Annotated in this window: 19 protein-coding genes; 13 read left to right on the forward strand and 6 right to left on the reverse strand. The window is 67.3% G+C overall.

Annotated elements, in window-relative coordinates; translation table 11 throughout:
- Nucleotides 1-28 precede the first annotated feature (28 nt).
- The 3 genes from BLQ58_RS11145 to BLQ58_RS11155 all read left to right on the forward strand — a co-directional run bounded on the left by BLQ58_RS11145 (nt 29) and on the right by BLQ58_RS11155 (nt 2,600).
- On the forward strand, nt 29-403 hold the full coding sequence (locus BLQ58_RS11145; RefSeq protein WP_092597722.1) for a DUF6152 family protein: 375 nt from the start codon (nt 29-31) through the stop codon (nt 401-403).
- 3 nt (nt 404-406) lie between these two features.
- Nucleotides 407-907 carry a DUF6644 family protein gene (locus BLQ58_RS11150; protein ID WP_092597725.1) on the forward strand — a complete coding sequence of 167 codons (501 nt, stop codon included), beginning with the start codon at nt 407-409 and terminating at the stop codon, nt 905-907.
- 148 nt (nt 908-1,055) lie between these two features.
- On the forward strand, nt 1,056-2,600 hold the full coding sequence (locus BLQ58_RS11155; RefSeq protein WP_092597728.1) for a methyl-accepting chemotaxis protein: 1,545 nt from the start codon (nt 1,056-1,058) through the stop codon (nt 2,598-2,600).
- 45 nt (nt 2,601-2,645) lie between these two features.
- Here the strand turns inward: BLQ58_RS11155 and BLQ58_RS11160 are convergent, their stop codons facing one another.
- The gene (locus BLQ58_RS11160; protein WP_092597731.1) at nt 2,646-3,239 is read right to left on the reverse strand and encodes a 2-hydroxychromene-2-carboxylate isomerase; all 594 of its coding nucleotides are present in this window, start codon (nt 3,237-3,239) and stop codon (nt 2,646-2,648) included.
- Nucleotides 3,240-3,510: 271 nt separating this feature from the next.
- On the opposite strand from BLQ58_RS11160, the gene BLQ58_RS11165 reads away from it, so the two are divergent.
- From BLQ58_RS11165 to BLQ58_RS29675, 7 genes are all read left to right on the forward strand, one after another.
- Nucleotides 3,511-4,122 (forward strand): PadR family transcriptional regulator, encoded by a 612-nt coding sequence (locus BLQ58_RS11165; protein WP_254775912.1) that lies wholly within the window; start codon nt 3,511-3,513, stop codon nt 4,120-4,122.
- 2 nt (nt 4,123-4,124) lie between these two features.
- Nucleotides 4,125-4,961, forward strand: a complete 837-nt coding sequence (locus tag BLQ58_RS11170) for a siderophore-interacting protein (protein ID WP_092597734.1) — start codon at nt 4,125-4,127, stop codon at nt 4,959-4,961.
- Nucleotides 4,962-5,033: 72 nt separating this feature from the next.
- Nucleotides 5,034-5,423 (forward strand): hypothetical protein, encoded by a 390-nt coding sequence (locus tag BLQ58_RS11175; protein ID WP_092598099.1) that lies wholly within the window; start codon nt 5,034-5,036, stop codon nt 5,421-5,423.
- 121 nt (nt 5,424-5,544) lie between these two features.
- Complete coding sequence (gene alaC, locus BLQ58_RS11180) at nt 5,545-6,762, forward strand: alanine transaminase (protein WP_092597737.1); 1,218 nt, start codon at nt 5,545-5,547, stop codon at nt 6,760-6,762.
- A gap of 195 nt (nt 6,763-6,957) precedes the next feature.
- Entirely contained in the window at nt 6,958-7,899 is a 942-nt protein-coding gene (locus BLQ58_RS11185) for a LysR family transcriptional regulator (RefSeq protein ID WP_092597740.1), read from the forward strand.
- 370 nt (nt 7,900-8,269) lie between these two features.
- Nucleotides 8,270-9,469 carry an MFS transporter gene (locus BLQ58_RS11195; protein WP_092597746.1) on the forward strand — a complete coding sequence of 400 codons (1,200 nt, stop codon included), beginning with the start codon at nt 8,270-8,272 and terminating at the stop codon, nt 9,467-9,469.
- 334 nt (nt 9,470-9,803) lie between these two features.
- On the forward strand, nt 9,804-11,429 hold the full coding sequence (locus BLQ58_RS29675) for a methyl-accepting chemotaxis protein (protein WP_092597749.1): 1,626 nt from the start codon (nt 9,804-9,806) through the stop codon (nt 11,427-11,429).
- A gap of 139 nt (nt 11,430-11,568) precedes the next feature.
- On the opposite strand, the gene BLQ58_RS29115 is transcribed toward BLQ58_RS29675, so the two are convergent.
- Nucleotides 11,569-11,706 carry a hypothetical protein gene (locus tag BLQ58_RS29115; protein ID WP_175459886.1) on the reverse strand — a complete coding sequence of 46 codons (138 nt, stop codon included), beginning with the start codon at nt 11,704-11,706 and terminating at the stop codon, nt 11,569-11,571.
- A gap of 195 nt (nt 11,707-11,901) precedes the next feature.
- On the opposite strand from BLQ58_RS29115, the gene BLQ58_RS11205 reads away from it, so the two are divergent.
- Nucleotides 11,902-13,716: an ATP-binding cassette domain-containing protein gene (locus BLQ58_RS11205; protein WP_254775898.1), complete on the forward strand. Its 1,815-nt coding sequence runs from the start codon at nt 11,902-11,904 to the stop codon at nt 13,714-13,716.
- A 41-nt stretch (nt 13,717-13,757) separates the two neighbouring features.
- On the opposite strand, the gene ggt is transcribed toward BLQ58_RS11205, so the two are convergent.
- Entirely contained in the window at nt 13,758-15,383 is a 1,626-nt protein-coding gene (gene ggt, locus BLQ58_RS11210) for a gamma-glutamyltransferase (RefSeq protein WP_254775899.1), read from the reverse strand.
- A gap of 10 nt (nt 15,384-15,393) precedes the next feature.
- Nucleotides 15,394-16,377 carry a Bug family tripartite tricarboxylate transporter substrate binding protein gene (locus BLQ58_RS11215; protein ID WP_092597755.1) on the reverse strand — a complete coding sequence of 328 codons (984 nt, stop codon included), beginning with the start codon at nt 16,375-16,377 and terminating at the stop codon, nt 15,394-15,396.
- A 121-nt stretch (nt 16,378-16,498) separates the two neighbouring features.
- Here BLQ58_RS11215 and BLQ58_RS11220 point away from each other — a divergent pair, with 121 nt between their 5' ends.
- Nucleotides 16,499-17,437, forward strand: coding sequence for a LysR family transcriptional regulator (locus tag BLQ58_RS11220; protein ID WP_254775900.1), 939 nt, complete (start codon nt 16,499-16,501; stop codon nt 17,435-17,437).
- Here the strand turns inward: BLQ58_RS11220 and BLQ58_RS11225 are convergent.
- Nucleotides 17,399-18,412 carry a LysR substrate-binding domain-containing protein gene (locus tag BLQ58_RS11225; protein ID WP_254775901.1) on the reverse strand — a complete coding sequence of 338 codons (1,014 nt, stop codon included), beginning with the start codon at nt 18,410-18,412 and terminating at the stop codon, nt 17,399-17,401. The genes BLQ58_RS11220 and BLQ58_RS11225 overlap by 39 nt on opposite strands.
- Before the next feature lie 39 nt (nt 18,413-18,451).
- On the reverse strand, nt 18,452-20,296 hold the full coding sequence (locus BLQ58_RS11230) for a CocE/NonD family hydrolase (RefSeq protein WP_092597761.1): 1,845 nt from the start codon (nt 20,294-20,296) through the stop codon (nt 18,452-18,454).
- Nucleotides 20,297-20,654: 358 nt separating this feature from the next.
- Between BLQ58_RS11230 and BLQ58_RS11235 the strand changes: the two genes are divergently transcribed.
- Complete coding sequence (locus BLQ58_RS11235) at nt 20,655-21,629, forward strand: Bug family tripartite tricarboxylate transporter substrate binding protein (RefSeq protein WP_175459887.1); 975 nt, start codon at nt 20,655-20,657, stop codon at nt 21,627-21,629.
- Nucleotides 21,630-21,633: the final 4 nt, after the last annotated feature.

The raw sequence follows: 21,633 nt of genomic DNA on the forward strand, positions 1-21,633 counted from the left end.
TTCCGCCCCTGGGCAAAGGAGTCTCGCCATGATCTTCCCCCGCATCGCCGTTTCCCGCCCGGCGCTTTGGCTGGCCGCCGCGACGGCGCTGGCCAGCCTGCCCGCGGTCGCCCATCACGGATGGTCCACCTACGACGAGACCAAGCCGCTCACGGTGACCGGCAAGATCGTGGAGACGCACTATGAGAACCCCCACGCCACGATCCGCGTGGATGTGCAGGGCAAACGCTGGCTGGCCGTGCTGGCGCCGGTGTCGCGCATGGAATCACGCGGCGCTACCGCCGAAAAGGTGGCGGTGGGCAAGCAGGTGACGATGGTCGGCTATGCCAGCAAGGAAAAGGCCGATGAGATGCGCGTGGAGCGCATCACGTTCGACGGCGGCCAGACCGTGGAACTGCGCTGACCGATGGCGGATATCGCCGCCGTGGCCGGCCAGCTCGCGGCCTCGCCGTTCGCGGTATGGTTGCGGGCGTCGGCATGGGCCTATCCGGCCTGCGAGATGCTGCACCTGGCCGGCATGGCGCTGCTGTTCGGATCCATCGTGGTGGTGGACTTGCGCCTGGCCGGACTGGGGCGCCAGTTGCCGGTGACGCTGCTGCTGCGGCACGCCTTGCCGGCCACCCTGGCCGGTTTCCTGGTGATCCTGCTGAGCGGCGCGTTGTTGTTCGTGGCCCATGCCGACGACTTGATCGGCAATCGTGCCTTCGTGGCCAAGCTGGGCCTGATCGTGCTGGGTGTGGCCAATGCGGCATGGTTCCACGCCGGCCCCTACCGGACGCTCCATGCGGGCAGCAGCGGATGGGAAACGTTGCGCCCGCCGCCCCCGGTGGCCCGCACCTGCGCCGTGCTGTCGCTGGTGACGTGGATGCTGGTGATCTGCGCAGGGCGGCTGATCGCCTACGTCTAGCCGAGGGTCGCGACGCCATGGGGTGGCGCATGAGACACGTGCCAACTTTAGAATTTGATGTAACGCAAAGGCTGTGTGCCGGGAGCCTCAAGGTTTAAGGCAGCGGGACGTTAAGGCTGGGCTGAATCCATACGTGTAGAGCCCCCCGATGAATAACCTGAGTATTCGCCACGGCCTGCTGGCGACGCTTGTGATTTTTGGCCTGATGATCGTATTTGGCGCCGTGTTGGGTGTGAGTCAGCTAAGCGCCAGCAGCGATGCCGCCGAACGGATCCACCTGATTTCGTCGCGGGCGATCCTGCTCAACGACGCCTACAAGGACATGACGCGCGCGCGCTCGGCACTGACGCGCGCATACAGTTCGGCCAAGGCCAGCGGCCAGGTCAATGACGACGCGCTGGCCAGTGCCACCAAGTCCATCGCCAGGTCGAAGGACGAACTTGACCGGTTCGAGAAGGCCGCCGCCTTCCCGGAACAGGATGCCACCACGCGCGACGACATCGTCGCCGCTGGCCGCGCCCACATGGACGTGGTGCAGCGCGGCCTCGATGCGCTGCGCAACGGCGATCCGGACGGCTACGCGACCATCAACGACAAGGACATCACGTCGTCGGGGGCCAGGTATTCGGCGGGCGTGGAGCGATTCCAGCAGTTCGCCGAAAAGCTGAACGACGAGGCTGCAGGCGATGGCCGGCAGCGCCTGAACCGCGTGATCCTGCTGGTGTGCGTGGGCCTGGCCATGTCCGCCGGCCTGATCGTGGTGGTGCACCTGGCGCTGCGCCGCCTGGTGGTGACGCCGCTGTATCTGGCGCGCGACCTCATCATGCGTGTGGCTGACGGCGACCTGACCATCAAGGTGCCGCAGGCGGGACGCAACGAAATCGGTCAGCTGCTCGATGCCGTGTCGCGCATGCAGGCCGGCCTGACACAGACCGTGGCCAAGGTGCGCGCGGGCTCCGATGCCGTGACCACCGGCGCGCGCGAGATTGCGGCCGGCAACACGGACCTGTCTTCGCGTACCGAGCAGCAGTCGTCGGCGCTGGAAGAAACGGCGGCCAGCATGGAGCAACTGACGTCCACAGTCGGCAACAACGCCGAAAGCGCTACCCATGCCAGCGCGCTGGCCCGCAACGCGGCGGACCTGGCCGCACGCGGCGGCGAGGTGGTGCGCGGCGTGGTGCATACGATGAGCGAGATCAACACCAGCTCGCAGAAGATCGTCGACATCATAGGCGTGATCGACGGCATCGCCTTCCAGACCAACATCCTGGCGCTGAACGCCGCCGTGGAAGCGGCGCGTGCTGGCGAGCAGGGACGCGGGTTTGCCGTGGTGGCCGGCGAGGTGCGCAGCCTGGCGCAGCGCAGCGCCAATGCCGCCAAGGAAATCAAGGGCCTGATCGATTCGTCGGTTGACAAGGTGGACGCCGGCAGCCAGCAGGTGGAGCAGGCCGGCAGCACCATCGAAGAGATCGTGGCGGCCGTGAAGCGGCTGGCCGATACCGTCAGCGAGATCTCGGCGGCGTCGATCGAGCAGTCCAGCGGCATCACGCAGGTCAGCGAAGCCGTGTCGCAAATGGAGCAGGTCAACCAGCAGAACGCCGCACTGGTGGAGCAGGCCGCCGCCGCCGCCGATTCGCTGGAATCGCAGGCCAACCATCTGGCCGCGGCCGTCGCCACGTTCCGGCTGGCCTGATGCTTCGGCTGGCTCGCCTGCCAGCCCCGGGGTGATATCCGACAATCAGCCGGCCAGCTGTTCCTCGACGAACAGCAGCCGGTCGTTGCCCCAGTACAGCTTGCCTTCCACGATGAAGCTGGGCGCGCCAAAGATGCCGCGCGCCACGGCTTCGTCGGTCACGCGCTTGAGGTCGGCCTTGACCTCGGGGTCGTCCAGCATCGCCAGCGCCTCGCGCGGGTCCAGTCCCGCCGCCACCAGCACCTTGCCGATTTCGACCGGATCGTTCAGGTTCCGGCCCGTTTCCCACATTGCCGTGAAGATGGCGTCCACATACTGGTGGAATGCCGCCTCGCCCTTGCGCTGGTAGCCGATCGCGCCACGCATGAGCGCCAGCGTATTGATCGGAAAGTGCGGATTGAGCCGGAACGGCACGTCGTAGCGACGGGCCCAGCAGTCGAGATCGCCGTCCGACCATTGCCGCTTGGCAGGAATCTCCATCGGGCTGTGATTGCCCGTGGCCTTGAACACGCCGCCCAGCAACATCGGCCGCCACACGATGTTGGCGCCCGTGCGCGCCGCCACGCGCGGCAATTCCTTGTACGCCAGGTACGAATAGGGGCTGCCGAAGTCAAAAAAGAATTCCACCTGCCTGGTCATCGCCTGTCTCCGTTGTGATTGGTGATGCTACGTCGTGGTTCGGTGTGCTCAGGTGACTTGCATTGTGACAGGAACTTTGTCACATCGGCATCCTGCAAGTCTGCCTTGACTTTATATCGTACGATATATATCTTACGATACGTCTTACGATATATTGGAGTGACGAATGCGACACCATTTCAATCGAATGCACGATCACATGGGCCATGCCGGTCCGCATAGCATGCACCATGGCGGCATGCGCGCCGCGATGGCGATGAAGCTGATGGGCATGATGGGTGGTCGGGGCGGCGGCTTCTGGGCGCAGGGCGGCAGTGGAATTGACGGCGATGGCGACGGCTTCGACGGCGACAACCTGCGCCGTGGCCGCAAGTTCAGCGCCGAGGACCTGCAGTTGCTGCTGCTCTCGCTGCTCGATGAAAAGCCGTCTCACGGCTATGAACTGATCAAGGCGCTGGAAACGCGCACGGGGGGCTTCTACAAGCCGAGCCCCGGCGTGGTGTACCCCGCGCTGACCTTCCTGGAAGACGTGGGCTACGCCACGGTGGACCTCGAAGGCAACAAGAAGCGCTACCAGTTGTCGGAGGCGGGCCGCGCCTACCTGGACCAGAACCGCGCGCGGCTGGAGCAGATGGTGGCACGCCTGCAGCACGTGGCGCGCAAGATGGATTTCATGCGCCGCGCCATGAGCGGCCAGCCCCAGCGCGAAGTCGAGGAGGGTGGCTGGGCGCCAGAACTGGTGCAGGCTCGCGGGCGACTGAAGCAGGCCCTGATGATGCGCAGCGGCGCCACGGCAGACGAACAGCGCCGGATCGCCGCCATCCTCGAACGCGCGGCCGACGACATCGAGCATGGCGAGCGCAGCGCCAACCAACCGGAGTGAACATGAGCGATACCCGTGACCTGACCGTACAACGCGTGCGTCATCCGCTGAAGATGCGCCTGCTCAAGGTGCTGCGCACCCGCCGGGTGTCCCCGCAACTGCTGCGCGTGACCCTGGGCGGCGAAGACCTGGCCGATTTCGTTTCCGGATCGTTCGACGATCACGTGAAGGTCTTCTTTCCGGAGGCCGGTGCCGACAAGCCGGTGCTGCCGCAGGTCGGCCCGGACGGCATCAGGTTTCCCGAGGACCAGCCGCGCCCGCAGGCGCGAGACTATACGCCGCGCCGCTACGACGCGGCCGCCCGCGAGCTCGACATCGAATTCGTGCTGCACGGCGACGGCCCCGCATCGACCTGGGCCGCACAGGCGCAGCCGGGCCAGTACCTGGGGGTGGGCGGGCCGCGGGGGTCGTTCGTGATTCCGCGTGAATTCGACTGGCACCTGCTGATCGGCGACGACACCGCGCTGCCAGCCATTGGCCGCCGCGTCGAGGAACTTGGCCCCGATGCGCGCGTGATCGTCGTGGCCGAGGTGGCCGATGAATCGGCACGCATTCCGCTGGCCACCGGCCCGCATGCCGAGGTGCACTGGATCCATCGCGACGAACATCGTGGCGAGGCCGACGAACCGGCACCCGAGGGCAGCCTGCTGACGCCGACGCTGCGCTGGCTGAGCCTGCCGGCCGGCGAGGGCTACGTGTGGGCCGCCGGCGAAGCGGCGGCGATGCGCGAGGTACGCCAGCACCTGGTGAACGAGCGCGGCATCCACAAGACGCGCATCCGGGCATCGGCCTATTGGAAGCGCGGCAACGCGGCCGTTCACGAAACGCTGGACGACTAACCTAAAGTCTGGTTCCCGTGGCGATGCAGCGCGGCTACACTGACTGCACGCCCATTGCCCACGGACCCTGCCATGCCCCACCTTCGCCCGTTGTTGCCGATTGTCGCGCTGACCGCTGCCGCCGGACTCACCGCCTGCGCCCCGGATTCGTTCCGCAATTACGAAGCCCGGGGGCTCAACAACTATCTCGACAAGGTCCAGGCCGTCTGCGCCAACACGCGGCTGAACAGCCAGCCGCTGGGCGAATGGCTGCGCAGCGGCTCGGACGATAGCGACAGCAACTACGTGTACTGGCTCGACCAGACGTCGCGGCTGTACTACAACCGGATCACGGTGCCCCAGTATCGCGATTCGATCGCGGGCGCATTCGGCGGCAGCCAGCCCAACGCCGACGCGCTCGACTGCATCGTGCGCAACCTGCCGCCCGATCGGCCGACGAGCCCGCCCGGCGGCATGTTCTGATTTTTTGCAGCCGGCCCGTTGTGCAAATGCGCGTGGCTGGCTAATATCAGTCCCCAGTGGCCGAGACAACGGCCACGACGTCGCTCGGACGGTTCCGGGCGCTTACGTAAAGGACTCCTCCATGACTGCCGAATCCGGCAAGCGCCGCTTTGCGCGCATCGATCGTCTTCCCCCCTACGTCTTCAATATCACCGCCGAGCTCAAGATGGCCGCCCGCCGCCGTGGCGAGGACATCATCGACATGAGCATGGGCAACCCCGACGGCGCTACGCCGCCGCATATCGTGGCCAAGCTCGTGGAGGCCGCGCAGCGGCCCGATACGCATGGTTATTCGGCGTCGAAGGGCATCCCGCGCCTGCGTCGCGCGATCTCCCACTGGTACCGCGACCGCTACGACGTAGAGATCGATCCGGACAAGGAGGCCATTGTCACGATCGGCTCGAAGGAAGGGCTGGCGCATCTGATGCTGGCTACGCTGGACCGTGGCGACACGGTTCTGGTGCCGGATCCAAGCTATCCGATCCATATCTACGGTGCGGTGATTGCCGGCGCCGATATCCGCTCGGTGCCGCTGACGCCGGACATCGATTTCTTTGCCGAACTCGAACGCGCGATCCGGGGCAGCTATCCGAAGCCGAAGATGATCGTGCTGGGGTTCCCGTCGAATCCGACCGCGGCCTGCGTGGAGCTGGACTTCTTCGAGCGCGTGATCGCGCTGGCGCGCAAGCACGACATCTTCGTGGTGCATGACCTGGCCTATGCCGACATCGTGTTCGATGGCTGGAAGGCGCCGTCGATCATGCAGGTGCCTGGTGCCAAGGACATTGCCGTGGAGTTCTTCACGCTGTCGAAGAGCTACAACATGGCGGGCTGGCGCATCGGCTTCATGGTGGGCAATCCGGATCTGGTGGCCGCGCTGACGCGCATCAAGAGCTATCACGACTATGGCACCTTCACGCCGCTGCAGGTAGCTGCCATTGCCGCACTGGAGGGCGACCAGCAGTGCGTGAAGGAGATCGCGGCCCAGTACCAGGCGCGCCGTGACGTGCTGGCGCGCGGCCTGATCGAGGCTGGCTGGCAGGTCGATATTCCGAAGGCGTCGATGTACATCTGGGCGCGGATTCCAGAGCCGTATCGCGCGCTGGGATCGCTGGAATTCTCGAAGCAGCTGCTGGCCAAGGCCAAGGTGTCGGTGTCGCCCGGTATCGGCTTCGGCGATTTCGGCGACGAGTACGTGCGCTTTGCCCTGATCGAGAACGAATCGCGGATCCGCCAGGCCGTGCGCGGCATCAAGGCGATGTTCCGCGCCGACGGACTGGTCAAGCCGGCGGCGGCCTGAGTCGCAGAGGTTTTCGGGGCCTGACCACCTGGCGGACCTGGGCCGGTCGGCCGGCACCGCGCCTGCCTTGTCCAGAAACAGGCCGACGCGCCGGCGTCGCGCGGACCGCGATGCCGGCGTATCTGGTATAAGTCCCCCACAACATCGAAGCCGATCCCCGCTGGCGCGGGCAGGTCGGCCCAGCAGGGGGACCAGATGGAATTGCGCCAGCTTCAGTATTTCGTGCGGGTGGTCGAACTCGGCAGCATGAGCCGTGCCGCGCTGGAGCTCGACATGGTGCAATCGGCGGTCAGCCAGCAGATCAGCCGCCTGGAGAGCGAACTCTCCACCCGCCTGCTGCGCCGCACGCCACAGGGCGTGACGCCCACCGAAGCTGGCCTGGCCTTTTTCCACGAAGCCCAGCTGACGCTGCGCCACGCCGAGCAGGCGCGCCGTGCCGCGCATCAGGCACGCCTGTCCGGTGCCGTGAGCGTGGGCCTGGCGCCGACCACGGCGTCGGTGATCGGCGTGCCGCTGATCCGCGCGATGCGCGAGCGTTATCCCGAGGTCCGGCTGCATATCGTGGAAAGCCTGTCGGGCCACCTGACCGCGATGCTCAACGCGCGGCAGCTCGACCTGGCCGTGCTGTTCGGCACCCACGCCGCGCGGCGCTGGACCGTGATGCCGCTGCTGGAGGAAACGCTGTTCCTGATCCAGTCGCGCCAGACGCTGCCGCAGGGCAAGGCCGACCCTTCCACGCAGCGCACGATGGCCGACCTGGCCGACGTGCCGCTGATCATGCCAAGCGGCGTCCACGGCCTGCGCAGCACGCTCGACGCCGCTTTTGCGCGCGCCAAGGTGACGCCCCGCGTGATCCAGGAGGTTGATTCGCTGGCCATGCTGATGGATGCCGTGGACATGGGCTTCGGCGCCACGCTGCAGCCGTGGGCGGCGGTGGGGCGCTATCCCGACGCGGAAACGCGCTTTCACCTGGCGCAGATCGACGATCCGCAGGCGGGGCGCCGGAACCTGCTGTGCAGCTTGTCCGACGACGAGCTGTCACCCGCCGCGCTGGCCTTGCGCGTGGTGCTGGCCGATACCGCACGCGGCCTGGTGCGTTCCGGCGAATGGCGCGGGGCGCGGCTGCTGGAAAGCTAGGTCCGCCATGTGTCGGCGGGCCCGCTCGCGCGGGCTGGCCGATGGCCGCTCGTCGCTCTCTGCTCGCCACTCTCCGCTCTCCGCTCTCCGCTCTCCGCTCTCCGCTCTGTGCTCTGTGCTCTGTGCTGGCCGCTGGGCGCTGGTGGCTGGTGGCTGGTGGCTGGTGGCTGGTGGCTGGTGGCTCGTGGCTCGTGGCTGGTGGCTCGTGGCTCGTGGCTCGTGGCTGGTGGCTCGTGGCTGGTGGCTCGTGGCTCGTGGCTCGTGGCCGATGGCCGCCACTGCGCTGGTGAAAGGGCGGGCCGCTTCCTATCCTTGCTGTGGACGGCGCTGGCATCGTGCGGCGCCCACGACATAGGGCAGGGTGGCTGTCATGCACGCATTGATCCTCTGTTCCGTGCAGTGCCTGCTGGCGCTGACGTGGACGCTCTACGTCGCCTTCCTGCCGGAGCTTGCCGCGCAGGCGGGCTTGCCGCGGTCGCAGGTGGCCTGGATCCTGATGATGGACCAGGTGATCTTTGTCATCACCGATCTTGCGCTGGGCGTGATGGCCGATCGCGTGGCCGATGCGATGCGGCGGCTGGGCGGCTGGGTGCTGGCGGTGTCCGTGGTGTCGGCGCTGGCCTTCGTAATGATGCCGCGCGCGGCGTCTCCCGTCTGGCTCGTGGCGCTGACCGCGCTGTGGGCGGCCACATCGTCGGCGCTGCGCGCCCCGCCGATGGTCTTGATCGCGCGGCGGCTGCATGGCAGCGTCGCGTCGTTCCTGGTGGCTTGTTCGCTGCTTGGTGTGGGGCTTGCCGGCGCCATCGGCCCGGTGCTGACCGCGCGGCTGCGTGACGCATCGCCGACGCTGCCGTTCATTGCGGCCAGCACGGCACTGGTGATTGCCGTGATGGCCCTGCGATGGATCGAACCTGCAGCCGCGTCGGACAGCAGTGGCACGGCCGACCCGTCGCCCGCATCGGGCCATCGGCCGCGATCGACGCATACGTGGCTGCTGTTTGCGGCCTTCGGCCTGCTGGCGTTGGGCTTCCAGATCCACACGGCCGTCAACTCGACGCCGGCCTATCTGCGCTACGTATCGCCTGCAAAGCTCGTGCAGGTGGCGCCCGCATTCTGGATCGGCTTCGCGCTCTGCGTCCTCGTGCCCGAACTGGCCGCGCTGCGGCGGCATCCCGCCCGCCTGGTGTTGCTGGTGGCCGCCGCATGTGGCGCGCTGGCCTTGTTCGGCGTTGCCGCTGCCGGTTCGCTGCAGGCCTTGCTCGTCGCGCAATGCGTGGCGGGTGGGCTGTGGGGCGTGCTGTTCGGCGCGATGCTTCGTGCCGCGCTGGATGCAGGACATGTCGGCCACGAAGGTGCCTTCACCGGGCTGGTGTTCGCCGTGGCGGCGGTTGCCGCATTCGTCCGCATCGCGACGGTGTACTCGGGCGCCAGCAAGGCCACGCCGTTGGCGAGCTGGTTGCCGTGGATGCCGGCCGTGGCGTGGAGCATGGCTGCCTTGCTGCTGGCGGCATTGGTGCTGGCCAGCGCGGCGCCGGGGCGCTGGCACACGCGGTCGCTCGCCAAGCCGTGACGGCGGAGCGTCAGCGACCGGTCATCGGGTGGGGGCCAGGCGACGTGGGGCATTGGGCGGCCAGGCAATTTGGTTACGCCCCGGCGCGCAGCGCGGGAATACGTTGGCGCCATTGGCAACTCGTCGAGCCGGAAGCGCCGCAATTTGCCGGCCAGGAGCATGCGGGTCTGCTGCCGGGCGTCCCCCACTTCGGAGGGGCCGCAGTTTCGTTCAGTTGATCCTACAACCCACCGTTAGCCGATAACTGGAGAGACCGAGGATACGGCCCGAACGGGAAACTTCGCGGAAAACATCATGCCCAGCCAGTAAATCCAGATATCGGGAGGTAACGCCAATGCAACTTTTTCAACGAATGACCGTCTTCCAGCGCATCATGTCAGCCTTCGCGGTGGTGCTGGCGATGACATGTGGAATGGGCGGTTTCGCGCTGTTCGAACTGGGGCGTGTGGGCGATGCCACGCGGGATATCAAGGACAACTGGTTGCCGTCGGTGCGCCATTCCCTTGAGATGAAGAGCCAGTTGAATGCCTATCGCACGTCGGAGTTGCAGCATGTGCTGTCGGCGTCGGAAGAGGAATTCCGTCGGTACGAGGGCCTGATGGCCAAGCAGCTCGATGCCTTCCGTGACGCCGAAAAGATCTTCGCCAGTCTGCTTTCCACGGAAGCCGAACGGCTCACGTATCGCGAGATGACGGCGCTCATGACGCAGTACCTGGCCGTCCATGACAAGCTGCTGGCGCTGTCGCGCGGCGGCGACCGTCAGGGTGCGGTGGCCATGTTGCGTGGTGAATCGTTCCAGGTGCGCAGCCAGCTGGAAGCCAGGATCGACCAGGCGGTCAAACTCAACGTGACCGGTTCCGAAGCCAGCGGCACGCATGTGGAGCAGGTCTTTGCGTCGGCGCGCAACATGATGGTCGGCGCGCTGCTGACGATGGCGGTGCTGGTCGTTGCGCTGGCACTGGTGCTGGCGCGCGGCCTGGTGCGGCAGCTGGGCGGCGAGCCAGCCTACGCGGCCCAGGTGGCCGGCGAGGTGGCGGCAGGCAATCTGGCGCTGGAAGTCGTGCTGCAGCCGGGCGATACGTCCAGCATGCTGCACGCGATGAATCGCATGCGCCTGACGCTGGCCGATATCGTCCACCACATCAAGGCATCCAGCGAGGCAGTGGCGGCGGCGTCGGGGCAGATTGCCCAGGGCAACGTCGACCTGTCGCAGCGCACCGAGGAACAGGCTTCCGCGCTGGAACAGACCGCGGCCAGCATCGAGGAACTGGCCGTCACGGTCAGGCAGAACGCCGACAACGCGGGCCATGCCGACAAGCTGGCGCAAAGCGCATCGTCGCTGGCCGAGAAGGGCGGCCAGGTGGTGGGCAACGTGGTCAGCACCATGGGCGATATCTCGAAAAGCTCGGGCCGCATCGTCGATATCATCAGCGTGATCGAAGGCATCGCGTTCCAGACCAACATCCTGGCGCTGAACGCCGCCGTGGAAGCGGCGCGTGCCGGCGAGCAGGGACGCGGGTTTGCCGTGGTGGCCGGCGAGGTGCGCACGCTGGCCCAGCGTAGTGCGGCCGCCGCCAAGGAGATCAAGGAGCTGATCGAAGGCTCGGTCAGCAAGGTGCAGGAGGGCTCCACGCTGGTCGATAGCGCCGGCCAGACCATGCACGAGATCGTGGAAGCGGTGCGGCAGGTATCGCAACTGGTGGCCGATATCTCGGCGGCCTCGACGGAACAGACCAGCGGCATCGAGCAGGTAAACGCGGCGGTGACGCAGATCGACGACGTGACCCAGCAGAACGCGGCCCTGGTAGAAGAGGCAGCGGCTGCGGCCACCGCCCTTGACGAGCAGAGCCGCAGCCTGCTGTCATCGGTGTCGGTGTTCAAGTTGTCTGAGCGGCGCGGTCTGTCGCGCAGCGGCGGCGTCCCCGATTTCAGCCGGAGCGTGGCGCCCGCGCTGGCCTGATCGCAGGCCGGGATAGGAAGTACGAGGTAAGCCGGAGCCAGTCTCCGGCTTTTTCGTGTTCCGCCGCCCCGGGGCTGGGCCCTGTAATCCTTACACGGCTTGCACGTTCTGGCCGGGCCCGTCGTGGCCCGGCGCAGGGCTACCAGAACGTGGCCGCGTAGCCCACCATGATCAGCGCGATGGCGATCAGGAATATCGGGTGCGTCCACGTATAGCGGCGGTTTCCACGCAGTTTCTGCATCTTTTCTTCGCGGTCCTGCACGTCGCCTTGCTGCATGGGTGTCCTCCTCGAAGTCCGGGGCCCGACGGGCCGACAGGGCGGTGGGTGTGCAGGATGCGTGCCATGCAGGGCCGCCGGCCGTCATTGCAACGACGCCAGACATCGGCGCCCAGGCTTGGCACAATGGCAGGCTGCGCGCGCGCCGTTGCCCACGGCGATGGCCTGCGCGCCCGGCAAAGGAGAGATGACCGCATGACGGTGCCAGAAATGTCCGCCCCGCCCGATCCATCGGATCCGTCCCATTCATCCGATTTATCCCATCCATCCGATTCGTCCGGCAAACCGGCCCGTGCGCCCGCCATCGGTCTCGGCAGCGCGGCACGCGACCTGTATCGCGCGCTCTGGCGCCACGCCCACGGCGTACGGGGCCAGATGCTCGGCGCTGGCGGGTTGCTGTCGGCGGCGCAACTGCTGCGGCTGACCATGCCCTGGCTGGCCGCGCAGGCCATCAACGCGCTGCAGCAGGGCCATATGGAAGTGGCGGGCCGCTGGATCGTTTATCTGATTGGCATCTACCTGTTGTCGTGGCTGTTGCACGGACCCGGCCGGGTGCTGGAGCGCAATGTGGGTGTGCGGGTACGCGAGCGGTTGTCCGACCAGCTCTACGCGCGCATTGCGTCGGCGCCGCTGGCGTGGCGAGATGGCCGGCACTCGGGCGAACTGCAGCACCGCGTGGTGCAGTCCAGCCGCGCGCTATCCGACTTTGCACAGAACCAGTTCGGCTACCTGCAGAGCGCGTTCAATTTCGTGGGGCCCATCGTCGCGCTGGCGCTGCTGTCGCGCACCAGCGGCGTGATCGCGGTCACCGGCTACGTGGTCATCGCGCTGATCATCCTGCGATTCGACCGTACCCTGATGCAGCTGGCACGCGCCGAGAATGACGCGGAGCGCCGCTATGCCGCCGCGCTGCTCGATTTCGTCGGCAATGCCGGCACGGTGATCGGCCTGCGGCTGCAAGCCGCGTCGCGCAAGCTGCTCGGCCATCGCATGGCGGCCGTGATGGCGCCGCTGCGCCGCGCGGTGGTGGTCAACGAAGGCAAATGGTTCGCCGTCGATCTGCTTGGCATGGGGCTGACGTGGATCCTGGTGGTGGTGTACGTACTGCAGGCGCGGCAGCCGGGACAGGCCGTGCTGCTGGGCACGGTCTTTATGATCTACCAGTATGCGCAGCAGGCCGCCACCGTGGTCGGCGCGATGGCCTCCAATTTCCAGAGCTTCGCGCGCATGCATACGGACTACGGCAGCGCCGAGCCGATCTGGGCGACGCCCGGCGATCCGGACGCGGCAGTACCCGCCGTGATACCCGACGCCCCATGGCAGACGCTGGAGCTGCGCGGCGCGACGTGGCGCTACGCCGACGATGCGCGCGGCGGGCTGCACGGTATCGACCTGCTACTGCGGCGCGGTGCGCGCATTGCGTTGGTCGGCCCCAGCGGCGGCGGCAAGAGCACGCTGCTGCGCGCACTGGCGGGCCTCTATCGCCCGCAGCACGGCGAGTTGCGCCGGGACGGCATGCCCGAGGACTGGATCGAACTGCGCGCGCTGGCCACGCTGATTCCGCAGGAGGCCGAGGTGTTCGAGGCCAGCGTGGAAGAAAACCTGACCTTCGGCGAGCCCGCCGATGCGGCGGCGCTGCAGGCGGCCGTGCATACGGGCGTGTTCGACGAAGTGCTCCAGCGCATGCCCGATGGGCTGGCCAGTCCGCTCAGCGAGCGCGGGGCCAATCTGTCCGGCGGCCAGCGGCAGCGGCTGGCCCTGGCGCGTGGCGCACTGGCCGCGCAGGGCAGTTCGCTGTTGCTGCTCGACGAGCCGACCAGCGCGCTGGACCCGCAGGCCGAAGGGCGCGTGTTCGATCGGATGTTCGCGGCGTTTCCGTCGGCCTGCATCGTCGCTTCTGTCCATCGGCCGAGCCTGCTGGCGCGGTTCGACACCCTGGTCGTGGTGGAAGCCGGGCGCGTGGTCGATGCCGGGCCCCGCGACGAAGTGCTGGCCAGGCGCGGCGACTGACCCGGCAAGGCCGACCGCCAGCGGCGGCCGGCACGGTGCCATTACATCAGCGAGTCGGTCGAGTAGGCGACGCCATCGCGCCCGGGGTCCGCGCCGCCGCGCAGCGTGGCGCCCTCGATATGCACCGCATGGACCCATCCGATCGTGTAGTTGTACGGATTGCGGATCACCTCGTAGCCCTGCTGTTCGAGCTGCCGGCAGACCGCGCGCGGAATGCGGTTGCAGACGTCGATGGCGTTGCTGGTCGACGAGAAGCGCGGGGCAGACACGGCGTCCTGGATCGGCATGCCGTGATCCACCGCGTTCAGAATGACCTGCAGTACGCCCATGGCGATCTGCGTGCCGCCCGGTGCGCCAAGCACGATCTCGGGCTGGTTGTCGCGGAACACGATGGTGGGGCACGACGACGTGAAGCGGCGCTTGCCCGGTGCGATGCTGCCGGCGCGGCCCGGCCGGGGGTCGAACACGCCCATGCACCCGTTGTACATGAATCCCAGTCCGGGCGTGATGGCGCCCGATGGCATGGCCAGCGAATGGGTCAGCGACACGCAGTTGCCGTCGCCATCCACCACTGACAGGTGCGTGGTATCGCGCGGCACCGCGTGACCGGGGTTCACGCGCGTGACCGATACCTTTTGGTGCGCACGCACGGCGGCGGCGGTCTGCGCAGCGCGCTCGGCAGACAGCAGGCGTTCCAGCGGGATGTCGACGAAGGCCGGATCGCCCAGATGCATGTCCTTGTCCACGGTGGCCTGCTTCATGACTTCGCAGACGATGCGCAGGTATTCCGGCGAGTTGTGCGGCATCGCGCCCAGGTCGAAGTGCTCCAGTGCGTGCAGCATTTCCAGCAGCATCGCGCCGCCGCCGGGCGGCTGGTTGGTGGCGATGACGCGGTCGCGATAGCGGCCGAACAGCGGCTTCTGGCGGATCACGCGGTAGTCGGCCAGATCCTGGCGGCTCAGCAGGCCGCCGTTGGCCTGCATGTCGGCGACGATGGCATCGGCGATCGATCCCCGGTAGAAGGCATCGGCGCCTTCGCGGGCAATCACGCCAAGTACATCGGCCATATCGGCGTTGACAATGGGCGCGCCGATGGGCCGGGGCCAGCCGTCTTCGCGGCAGTAGACGCGGCGGCCCGATTCGCTGAAGGCAAGGCGCTCGCGGTTGCTGGCGCGGCCCAGCGTGGCTTCGTCCATCCAGAACGCATGCATGCCGGGGCGCACGAAGTAGCCGTCGCGTGCCCAGGCGATGGCCGGCGCCACCACCTCGCGCCATGGCAGGCGGCCGTGAGCGGCGTGCATCGCCTCCAGGCCGCGCAGCGTGCCGGGGGTGGCGATCGACTGATAGCCGATGTCGTTGAGCCGGTCCTTGATGAAGAAGCCGAAGCCGTCGCGTGCCTCGCCTTCGAGCAGGTCGGCCCACATGTCGGGGCGCGCGCTGGCCGGGGCGGTGGCGTGGAAGTCGAAGTACTCGTGTGCGCCGGCATCGCGCATGTAGACCGCGCCGGTTCCGAAGCCCGCGATGCCGCACATCAGCGGATCGACCACGGTCTGCGCCAGCGCGCAGGCCACGGCTGCGTCCACCGCGTTGCCGCCGGCCTTCAGGATCTCGACGCCCGACTCGGCCGCTTCCGGCTGCGGGCAGACCACCATTCCAGGATTTGTCATGGGACGGTCCTCAGCGGGATTGGAAGTCGACCGAACCCAGTGCTTCCTGCACCTTGGCGGTATCGCGCACGGTCATCTGCATCAGCATGCCGGACGGCCCGGGCATCGGCACTACCTGCATGGTCTTGAGCTTGTCGAGCGTGCCCCTGTCGGCCAGGAAGACCTGCGACGCGGCGTGCAGGCGCTTCACGACATCGGGCGACGTGCCGGCCTTGGCGGCCACGCCCATCCAGCCCAGGTCATCCAGCCCGGACAGGCCCAGCTCGGAGGCGGTCGGCACGTCCGGCAGGTCTGGCAGCCGCTTTGGCGCGAACAGCACCAGCGGCACCAGCTTGCCAGCGCGAATCTGCGGCATGGCCGTGCTCAGCACCGGCGCCATGACCTGCGTCTGGCCGCCAACGGTGGCCACCACGCCATCGGGTTCGCCCTTGTACGGCACGTGGGTCATGTGGATGTTCTGGTTCTTCTGGAACAGTTCGACCACCAGGTGAGTGGAGTTGCCGTTGCCCGACGACGCGAAATTGATCTTGCCCGGTTTGGCCTTTGCGGCAGCCACCAGGTCGGCCAGCGAGCGGAAGCCGGTTTGCGGATTGGCCACCAGCACGAACGGCACCGTGGTCAGCACCGACACGGGGGTGAAGTCGGATTCGGGCTTGTAGGACAGCGGGGCATAGGCGAACTTGTTCAGCACCATCTGCGAGACGCCGGCCAGGAACAGCGTGCATCCATCGGCAGGTTGGGACAGCACGTATTTGGCCGCGATCACGCCACCGGCGCCGGCCTTGTTTTCCACAAGCACGGTGGTACCCAGTTCCCTGGAGGCCGTCTCGGCCCACATGCGTGCGAGCGTATCGGTGCTGCCGCCGGCCTGCTGCGAAACCACCAGCTTGATCGGCCGCGTGTTCCCCGCTTCGCCGCATGCCCAGCCCGTTGCCGATGCACCCACAGCGAGCATCCCGGCCAGCAGTTTCCCCATGATGGAGATTTTTCTCATGTCGTGTCCTTCTTGATCAGTGGTTCCATGGATTGTTCCGCGGCCGCAGAAGCGTCAATATTGGCGCGGGATGCGCGGAACGGCCAATGAAATGTTCCGAACCTTGTATGAGTATTTGTTCATGTTGCAGTCTCCGGACACCGTAGCCTGGGCGCGCCGGTTGCGGATGCGTCACCTGGAATCGTTCCTGGTCCTCCACGAGGCCGGCACACTGACGCTCGCCGCCCAACGGCTGCATATGACGCAATCGGCCATGTCGCACTGGCTGGGCGAGATGGAGGATCTGGTTGGCACCAAGCTCGTGCTTCGGGGCAAGCAGATGAAGCTGACGGCCGCGGGCGAGGCCGTGCGCAAGCTGGCGCTGCGCGTGCTGGGCGAAGTGGGCCGGACCAACGCGGAACTGCTGTCGCTGGCCAAGGGCGACGTGGCGCGCCTGCACATCGGCAGCGTGACGGCCGGTATCGCCCATCTGATTCCGCGCGCGGTGCTGGCCTTCCAGGCGCGCCATGCGGATGTCTCGTTCCAGGTGACCGAAGGCGTGTTCAATGCGCTGCTGAGCGGCCTGGAGGAGCGCGAGTACGACCTGGTGGTCGGCTCGATCGACGTCCGCGCCTACGGGCAGCATCTGGAACACGAGGTGCTGTTTGCCGACGACATCGCCATCGTGGTCGGGCCTGGCCATCCGCTGGCCACGGCGCGCAGCGTTAGCTGGACCGACGTCTTCGGCTACCCTTGGCTGATGCCGCCGCGCGATACGCTGATGCGGGTGCGGCTGGAAAACACCCTGCTGGAACGCGGCGGCGCCGGCATCAAGCCAAAGATCGAAACCGGGTCGATCGTGGTGCTGGAATCGGTGGTGCGCGGCAGCGACCATGTGGGCGTCTGCCCTGCGGCGATGGCGGCCCATCTGCAGAGCCGCGGCCTTGTCTCTATGCTGCCGCTGGCCGATGTCGGATCGTTCGGGCCGGTGGGAGCGGTATGGCGCCGGGGCGGCGCCGACGAGATGCTGCTCGACTTCGTGTCACTGCTTCGCAGCGAGGCCGGGAAGCTGGGCCGATAACGCGTCGGCGCTGGCGCCTGTCAGGTTGCCCAGGGGGCTGACGCCTTTCCACGTGCCCGTGGCGATGGCGTCCAGGATCAGCTGCAGCAGCGCATCTTCCACCGTCTTGCACGCCAGGCCAAGCCGCGCGGCGCCCGCCACACACAGGAACACGCGGCGCACCAGCGACGAGTCCGAGATCGGCACGCACGCGAACGCATGGGGCGGTTCGGTGGCCAGCGCGCTCCAGGGCAGGATGGTCCACCCCATACCGGCACTGACCGCCGACAACAGCACCGACACCGCGCTGGTTTCGGCCACGAGCTTCAGTTCGAGCCCCGCGGCGACGAACGCGCGGTCCGTCAGCACCCGCACCGAATTGGGAAAGCTCGGCAGCAGCAGCGGCAGCGCGGCCATCTCGGCCAGCGTCAGCGCCGTGTCGCGCTGCGCCGAGGCAGGGCCCACGGCCATCAGGTCTTCGTCCAGCAACGGCACGAGATGCATGTTAGGCCGCTGCTGGGCGTCCATGGCGATGCACAGGTCGAGCTTTTGCGCCGTGACGAGTTCGGCCAGGTCGGCACTGCTGCCTTCCACGATCTCGACCGTCACGTCCGGCACGTTGCGGGTGACGAACTGCAGCAGCGGTACGGCCAGCACGCGCGACGTGCTGGTGGGCAGGCCCACCCTGACGTGGCCTGACGGCACATCGCGGCCATGGCGTACCGCCGCATGCGCTTCCTCCATCTGGCGCAGCACCATCTTGGCGTGCCGGTACAGGATCTGGCCGGTCTCGGTGGGCCGGGCGCCAAACGGCCCGCGAACCAGCAGCCTGGCGCCCAGTTCGGACTCCAGATTGACCACGTGCTGGCTCAGCGACGGCTGGGCAATATGCAGCGCATCGGCCGCGGCGGTAATACTCTCGAGTTCGACGATGCGCGCGAAATAGCGAAGCTGCCGGAAATCCATGACTGCGGAAAGCTGGGGACGGATGCCCACTCTAGCACTTCACGTGCCGGGGCAGGCATCGTGCCGCCGTCAACGGCCGCGTGCCTGCGCCGCCACGGGCACGTCGATATGGCAGCCGCCGCTACCCAGACCCAGGGTCAGCCGCGGCGGTCGGCCGTGGGGCACTTGCGGAAAGTGGCCACGGTCGGCACCCGCGATGGAAACGCGCAGGCGGCTGCCGGCGGCCAGCGTCCATGCCACCGGCAGCAGCGCGAAGTCCAGCGCGACGGGTGCGCCCGGCGTCAGCCGTTCGGCGTCGGCCGCGCGGTGCGCGCGATAGGGCCAGCTGGTGCGGTACTCCGGCGGGCACGGCTCGGTCTTGCGGTGCGACGCACGCAGCATGCCCTCGGTGATATAGCGTACCGTGCCATCGGTTTCCACTTCCGACAGATAGACGAATACCGCCGCGTCGGGCTGCGACGAGGACACCTGCAGATGGGCCACGACGTGGCCCGCAATCGCCATCGGCGATGGCAGTGGCGCCGAGTCGAAATGAGGCAGCGCTGCCTCATGCTCGCCCCAGTCCGCGTAGTAGTCCTCGATATTGGCGGCGCCCAGCCGCTCGTAGCGCGTCTGGCGGCCGGTGGTCCAGTCGAAGCGCACCTGCGTCGTGGTCGCGGCGGCCCCGGCCTGTGGTGTGACCGACAGCGCGCCGCCGTCGGTCAGGTACAGCCGGGTGCTGACCGGCGTGGGCGGCCAGACGTCGGCCGGCTGCCACTGGTCGTCATGGATGCTGTGGTAATGCACGCGGGCTTCGCGTTCCAGGCCGGTGGGCAGGCCAAGCAGGTGATGGTCGAAGAAGCGCAGCACTTCGCCCAGCAAGGGAAAATCCGATGCGGCGCGCTCACGCCAGGGCGATACGTTGGTGCGCGCGCCGTGGTCCCACGGACCCAGCAGCAGGCGGCTGTCATGGGACGGCAGCGAGAGGAAGCGCGTGATGGCGCCATTGGCATAGCCGCCGCCGTCGTACCAGCCCGAGATCGAATACACGGCGACGTCAGGCGCGATGCCGTCCAGATAGCGGTAAGGGCTGCAACTGCCGGAATCGAGCGATGGGTCGTGGAAGGCCGCGCCATCGCGGTAGGCGAACTCGGGCGCCAGGTCGGCCAGCGTGAAGTTGTTGCGGTGCTCGGCGACGGCGGCGGCCACCAGTGCACCTTCGGTGTCCTCGTCGGTACGCTCGGGGCCTGCGAAGGAGGGGTCGTTGAAGTAGGGGAAGCCAGCCACCAGGTCGCGACGGTCCTGGTCGAGCGCGAGCATCAGTTCGTCATAGGCTTCCACCCACACCTTCGACAGCATGCCGCCGGGGTACAGCTGTTCGCTGTAGATGTCGGACACCGAGAACAGCGGCGCAATGGCCTTCACTGCCGGGTGGCCGGTGCTGGCCAGGAAGCAGGCCGCCGCGCCCAGGTACGAGATGCCGGTGGAGCCGATCTTGCCGTTCGACCACGGCCGGCTGGCGATCCACTCGGCCACTTCGTAGTAGTCGTCGCGCTCGGTGGGCGACCGCAGCGCGTCGCGCGTGCCGAAGCTGGCACCGGTGCCGCGCACATCGACCACGACCACCGCGTAGCCCTTGGGCACGAAGGCATCGCGGTACTTGGCGCCGTTCGGGCTCGGCTCGGCACCCGCGCGGGAAAGCCTGAAACGTCGGTAGTACGGCGTGAAGATGACCACGGTGGGGAAGGCTTGCGGCGCGGCGGTGCCGGGTAACGGCTGCGGCAGGTAGACGTCGGCGGCCAGGCGGCAGCCGTCGCGCATGAGCAGATAGCAGGACGCTGGCCGGGCCGGTACGGAGAAGGTGGACGGGCGGCTTGCCAGATAGGCGGACGGCGGCGTCAGCCACGCGTTGCCACGGGTATCGATGTCGGACATGACTGGTGTATTGGTGCGGAAGGGCCTGGATAACGGCCCCATGGTACGGAGCCGTCGCGGGGTTGCGGAAAGACGAAATTCCGATCCGGTCATAGGTCGGCCCTATGACCAAACGCGTTGCCACGCCCGATCCGCGGGAAAACCTGCGTGCCGCGCACAAGGCCGGTGCGCGCCGCGCCGATGCTGCGTTGCGATGGTGCGCATGGACCCCATGGCTGGGCAGGTGCCTCAGGGTTTCTCCCGGGCATAGCTCCGGCCTATGTTGGCATCGACAATCCGTATTGGTCTCGGATCGCGCAGATCCCTACCATCGTCATGAAAATTTCGTGACTGGCTTCGATTCAATTGGAGAGTATTGATGTACCGACGTTTGATGGCTTGCGCGTTCATCGCCTCGGCGGTGTTGTGCCATGGCGCCGTGCAGGCGCAGGATGCATATCCCGGCCGGCCGATCCGGATGATCGTGCCGCAGTCGGCGGGTTCTGGCGGCGACGTGGTGGCAAGGCTGCTCAGTGACCGGCTGTCGCAAGACCTGGGGCAATCCATCGTCGTGGACAACCGTCCCGGCGCGAACGGCATCGTGGCAATGAGCACGGTGGCCAAGGCGGCACCGGACGGCTACACGGTACTGCTGACGGGCGTATCGCAGATCAGCTTCAACCCGCACCTGTACGCGTCGCTGCCGTACAACCCGCAGAAGGACTACACGTTCATCTCGCCCGTGGTCGATACGCCGTTCGTGATCGTGGCCAGCAAGGCCAGCGGCATCACGTCGATGCAGAGCTTCATCGACAAGGCGAAGCACAAGCCGGGCGGCCTGACGTTCAGCAGCGCGGGCGTGGGCAATTCGACGCACCTGGCCATGGAAGTCGTGGCGGACAAGCTGGGCCTGAAAATGACTCACGTGGCCTACAAGGGCTCCGGCCCGGCGCTGACCGGCGTGGTGGCGGGCGAGGTAGACGCGATGGTGAGCGTGCTGGGTGCCGCGTTGCCGCAGGTAACCGGCGGTACGGTGGTGCCGGTGGCCATTGTCGGGCCGCAGCGCGTGAAGGAACTGCCCAACGTGCCCACGCTCAAGGAGGCCGGCATCGACGTGCCGCTGATGCCTAGCTGGTACGCGCTGGTTGGCCCGGCCGGTCTGGATCCGAAGATCGTGGCGCGGCTCAACGGCGCCGTGCAGGCAGCGCTGGCCGACCCGCAGATCAAGGCCAGGCTGGCATCGCTCTACCTGTTCCCGGTGGTGGGCAGTGCCGATGCGATCAAGCAGCGTGCATCGTCGGAGTCGAAGGTCTGGGGCGACTTCATCCGCAAGCGCGGTATCCAGGCGTCGTGATGGC

Origin of the sequence: Ralstonia sp. 25mfcol4.1, assembly GCF_900104095.1 — a bacterium.
In the GTDB taxonomy this organism is placed as follows: Bacteria; Pseudomonadota; Gammaproteobacteria; order Burkholderiales; family Burkholderiaceae; genus Cupriavidus.

What these genes read in the sequence shown, in the direction of transcription:
- BLQ58_RS11145 (WP_092597722.1), top strand. Translation starts at nt 29, where the DNA reads ATGATCTTCCCCCGCATCGCCGTTTCCCGCCCGGCGCTTTGGCTGGCC.
- BLQ58_RS11150 (WP_092597725.1), top strand. Translation starts at nt 407, where the DNA reads ATGGCGGATATCGCCGCCGTGGCCGGCCAGCTCGCGGCCTCGCCGTTC.
- BLQ58_RS11155 (WP_092597728.1), top strand. Translation starts at nt 1,056, where the DNA reads ATGAATAACCTGAGTATTCGCCACGGCCTGCTGGCGACGCTTGTGATT.
- BLQ58_RS11160 (WP_092597731.1), bottom strand. Translation starts at nt 3,239, where the DNA reads ATGACCAGGCAGGTGGAATTCTTTTTTGACTTCGGCAGCCCCTATTCG.
- BLQ58_RS11165 (WP_254775912.1), top strand. Translation starts at nt 3,511, where the DNA reads ATGATGGGTGGTCGGGGCGGCGGCTTCTGGGCGCAGGGCGGCAGTGGA.
- BLQ58_RS11170 (WP_092597734.1), top strand. Translation starts at nt 4,125, where the DNA reads ATGAGCGATACCCGTGACCTGACCGTACAACGCGTGCGTCATCCGCTG.
- BLQ58_RS11175 (WP_092598099.1), top strand. Translation starts at nt 5,034, where the DNA reads ATGCCCCACCTTCGCCCGTTGTTGCCGATTGTCGCGCTGACCGCTGCC.
- alaC (WP_092597737.1), top strand. Translation starts at nt 5,545, where the DNA reads ATGACTGCCGAATCCGGCAAGCGCCGCTTTGCGCGCATCGATCGTCTT.
- BLQ58_RS11185 (WP_092597740.1), top strand. Translation starts at nt 6,958, where the DNA reads ATGGAATTGCGCCAGCTTCAGTATTTCGTGCGGGTGGTCGAACTCGGC.
- BLQ58_RS11195 (WP_092597746.1), top strand. Translation starts at nt 8,270, where the DNA reads ATGCACGCATTGATCCTCTGTTCCGTGCAGTGCCTGCTGGCGCTGACG.
- BLQ58_RS29675 (WP_092597749.1), top strand. Translation starts at nt 9,804, where the DNA reads ATGCAACTTTTTCAACGAATGACCGTCTTCCAGCGCATCATGTCAGCC.
- BLQ58_RS29115 (WP_175459886.1), bottom strand. Translation starts at nt 11,706, where the DNA reads ATGCAGCAAGGCGACGTGCAGGACCGCGAAGAAAAGATGCAGAAACTG.
- BLQ58_RS11205 (WP_254775898.1), top strand. Translation starts at nt 11,902, where the DNA reads ATGACGGTGCCAGAAATGTCCGCCCCGCCCGATCCATCGGATCCGTCC.
- ggt (WP_254775899.1), bottom strand. Translation starts at nt 15,383, where the DNA reads ATGACAAATCCTGGAATGGTGGTCTGCCCGCAGCCGGAAGCGGCCGAG.
- BLQ58_RS11215 (WP_092597755.1), bottom strand. Translation starts at nt 16,377, where the DNA reads ATGAGAAAAATCTCCATCATGGGGAAACTGCTGGCCGGGATGCTCGCT.
- BLQ58_RS11220 (WP_254775900.1), top strand. Translation starts at nt 16,499, where the DNA reads ATGTTGCAGTCTCCGGACACCGTAGCCTGGGCGCGCCGGTTGCGGATG.
- BLQ58_RS11230 (WP_092597761.1), bottom strand. Translation starts at nt 20,296, where the DNA reads ATGTCCGACATCGATACCCGTGGCAACGCGTGGCTGACGCCGCCGTCC.
- BLQ58_RS11235 (WP_175459887.1), top strand. Translation starts at nt 20,655, where the DNA reads ATGTACCGACGTTTGATGGCTTGCGCGTTCATCGCCTCGGCGGTGTTG.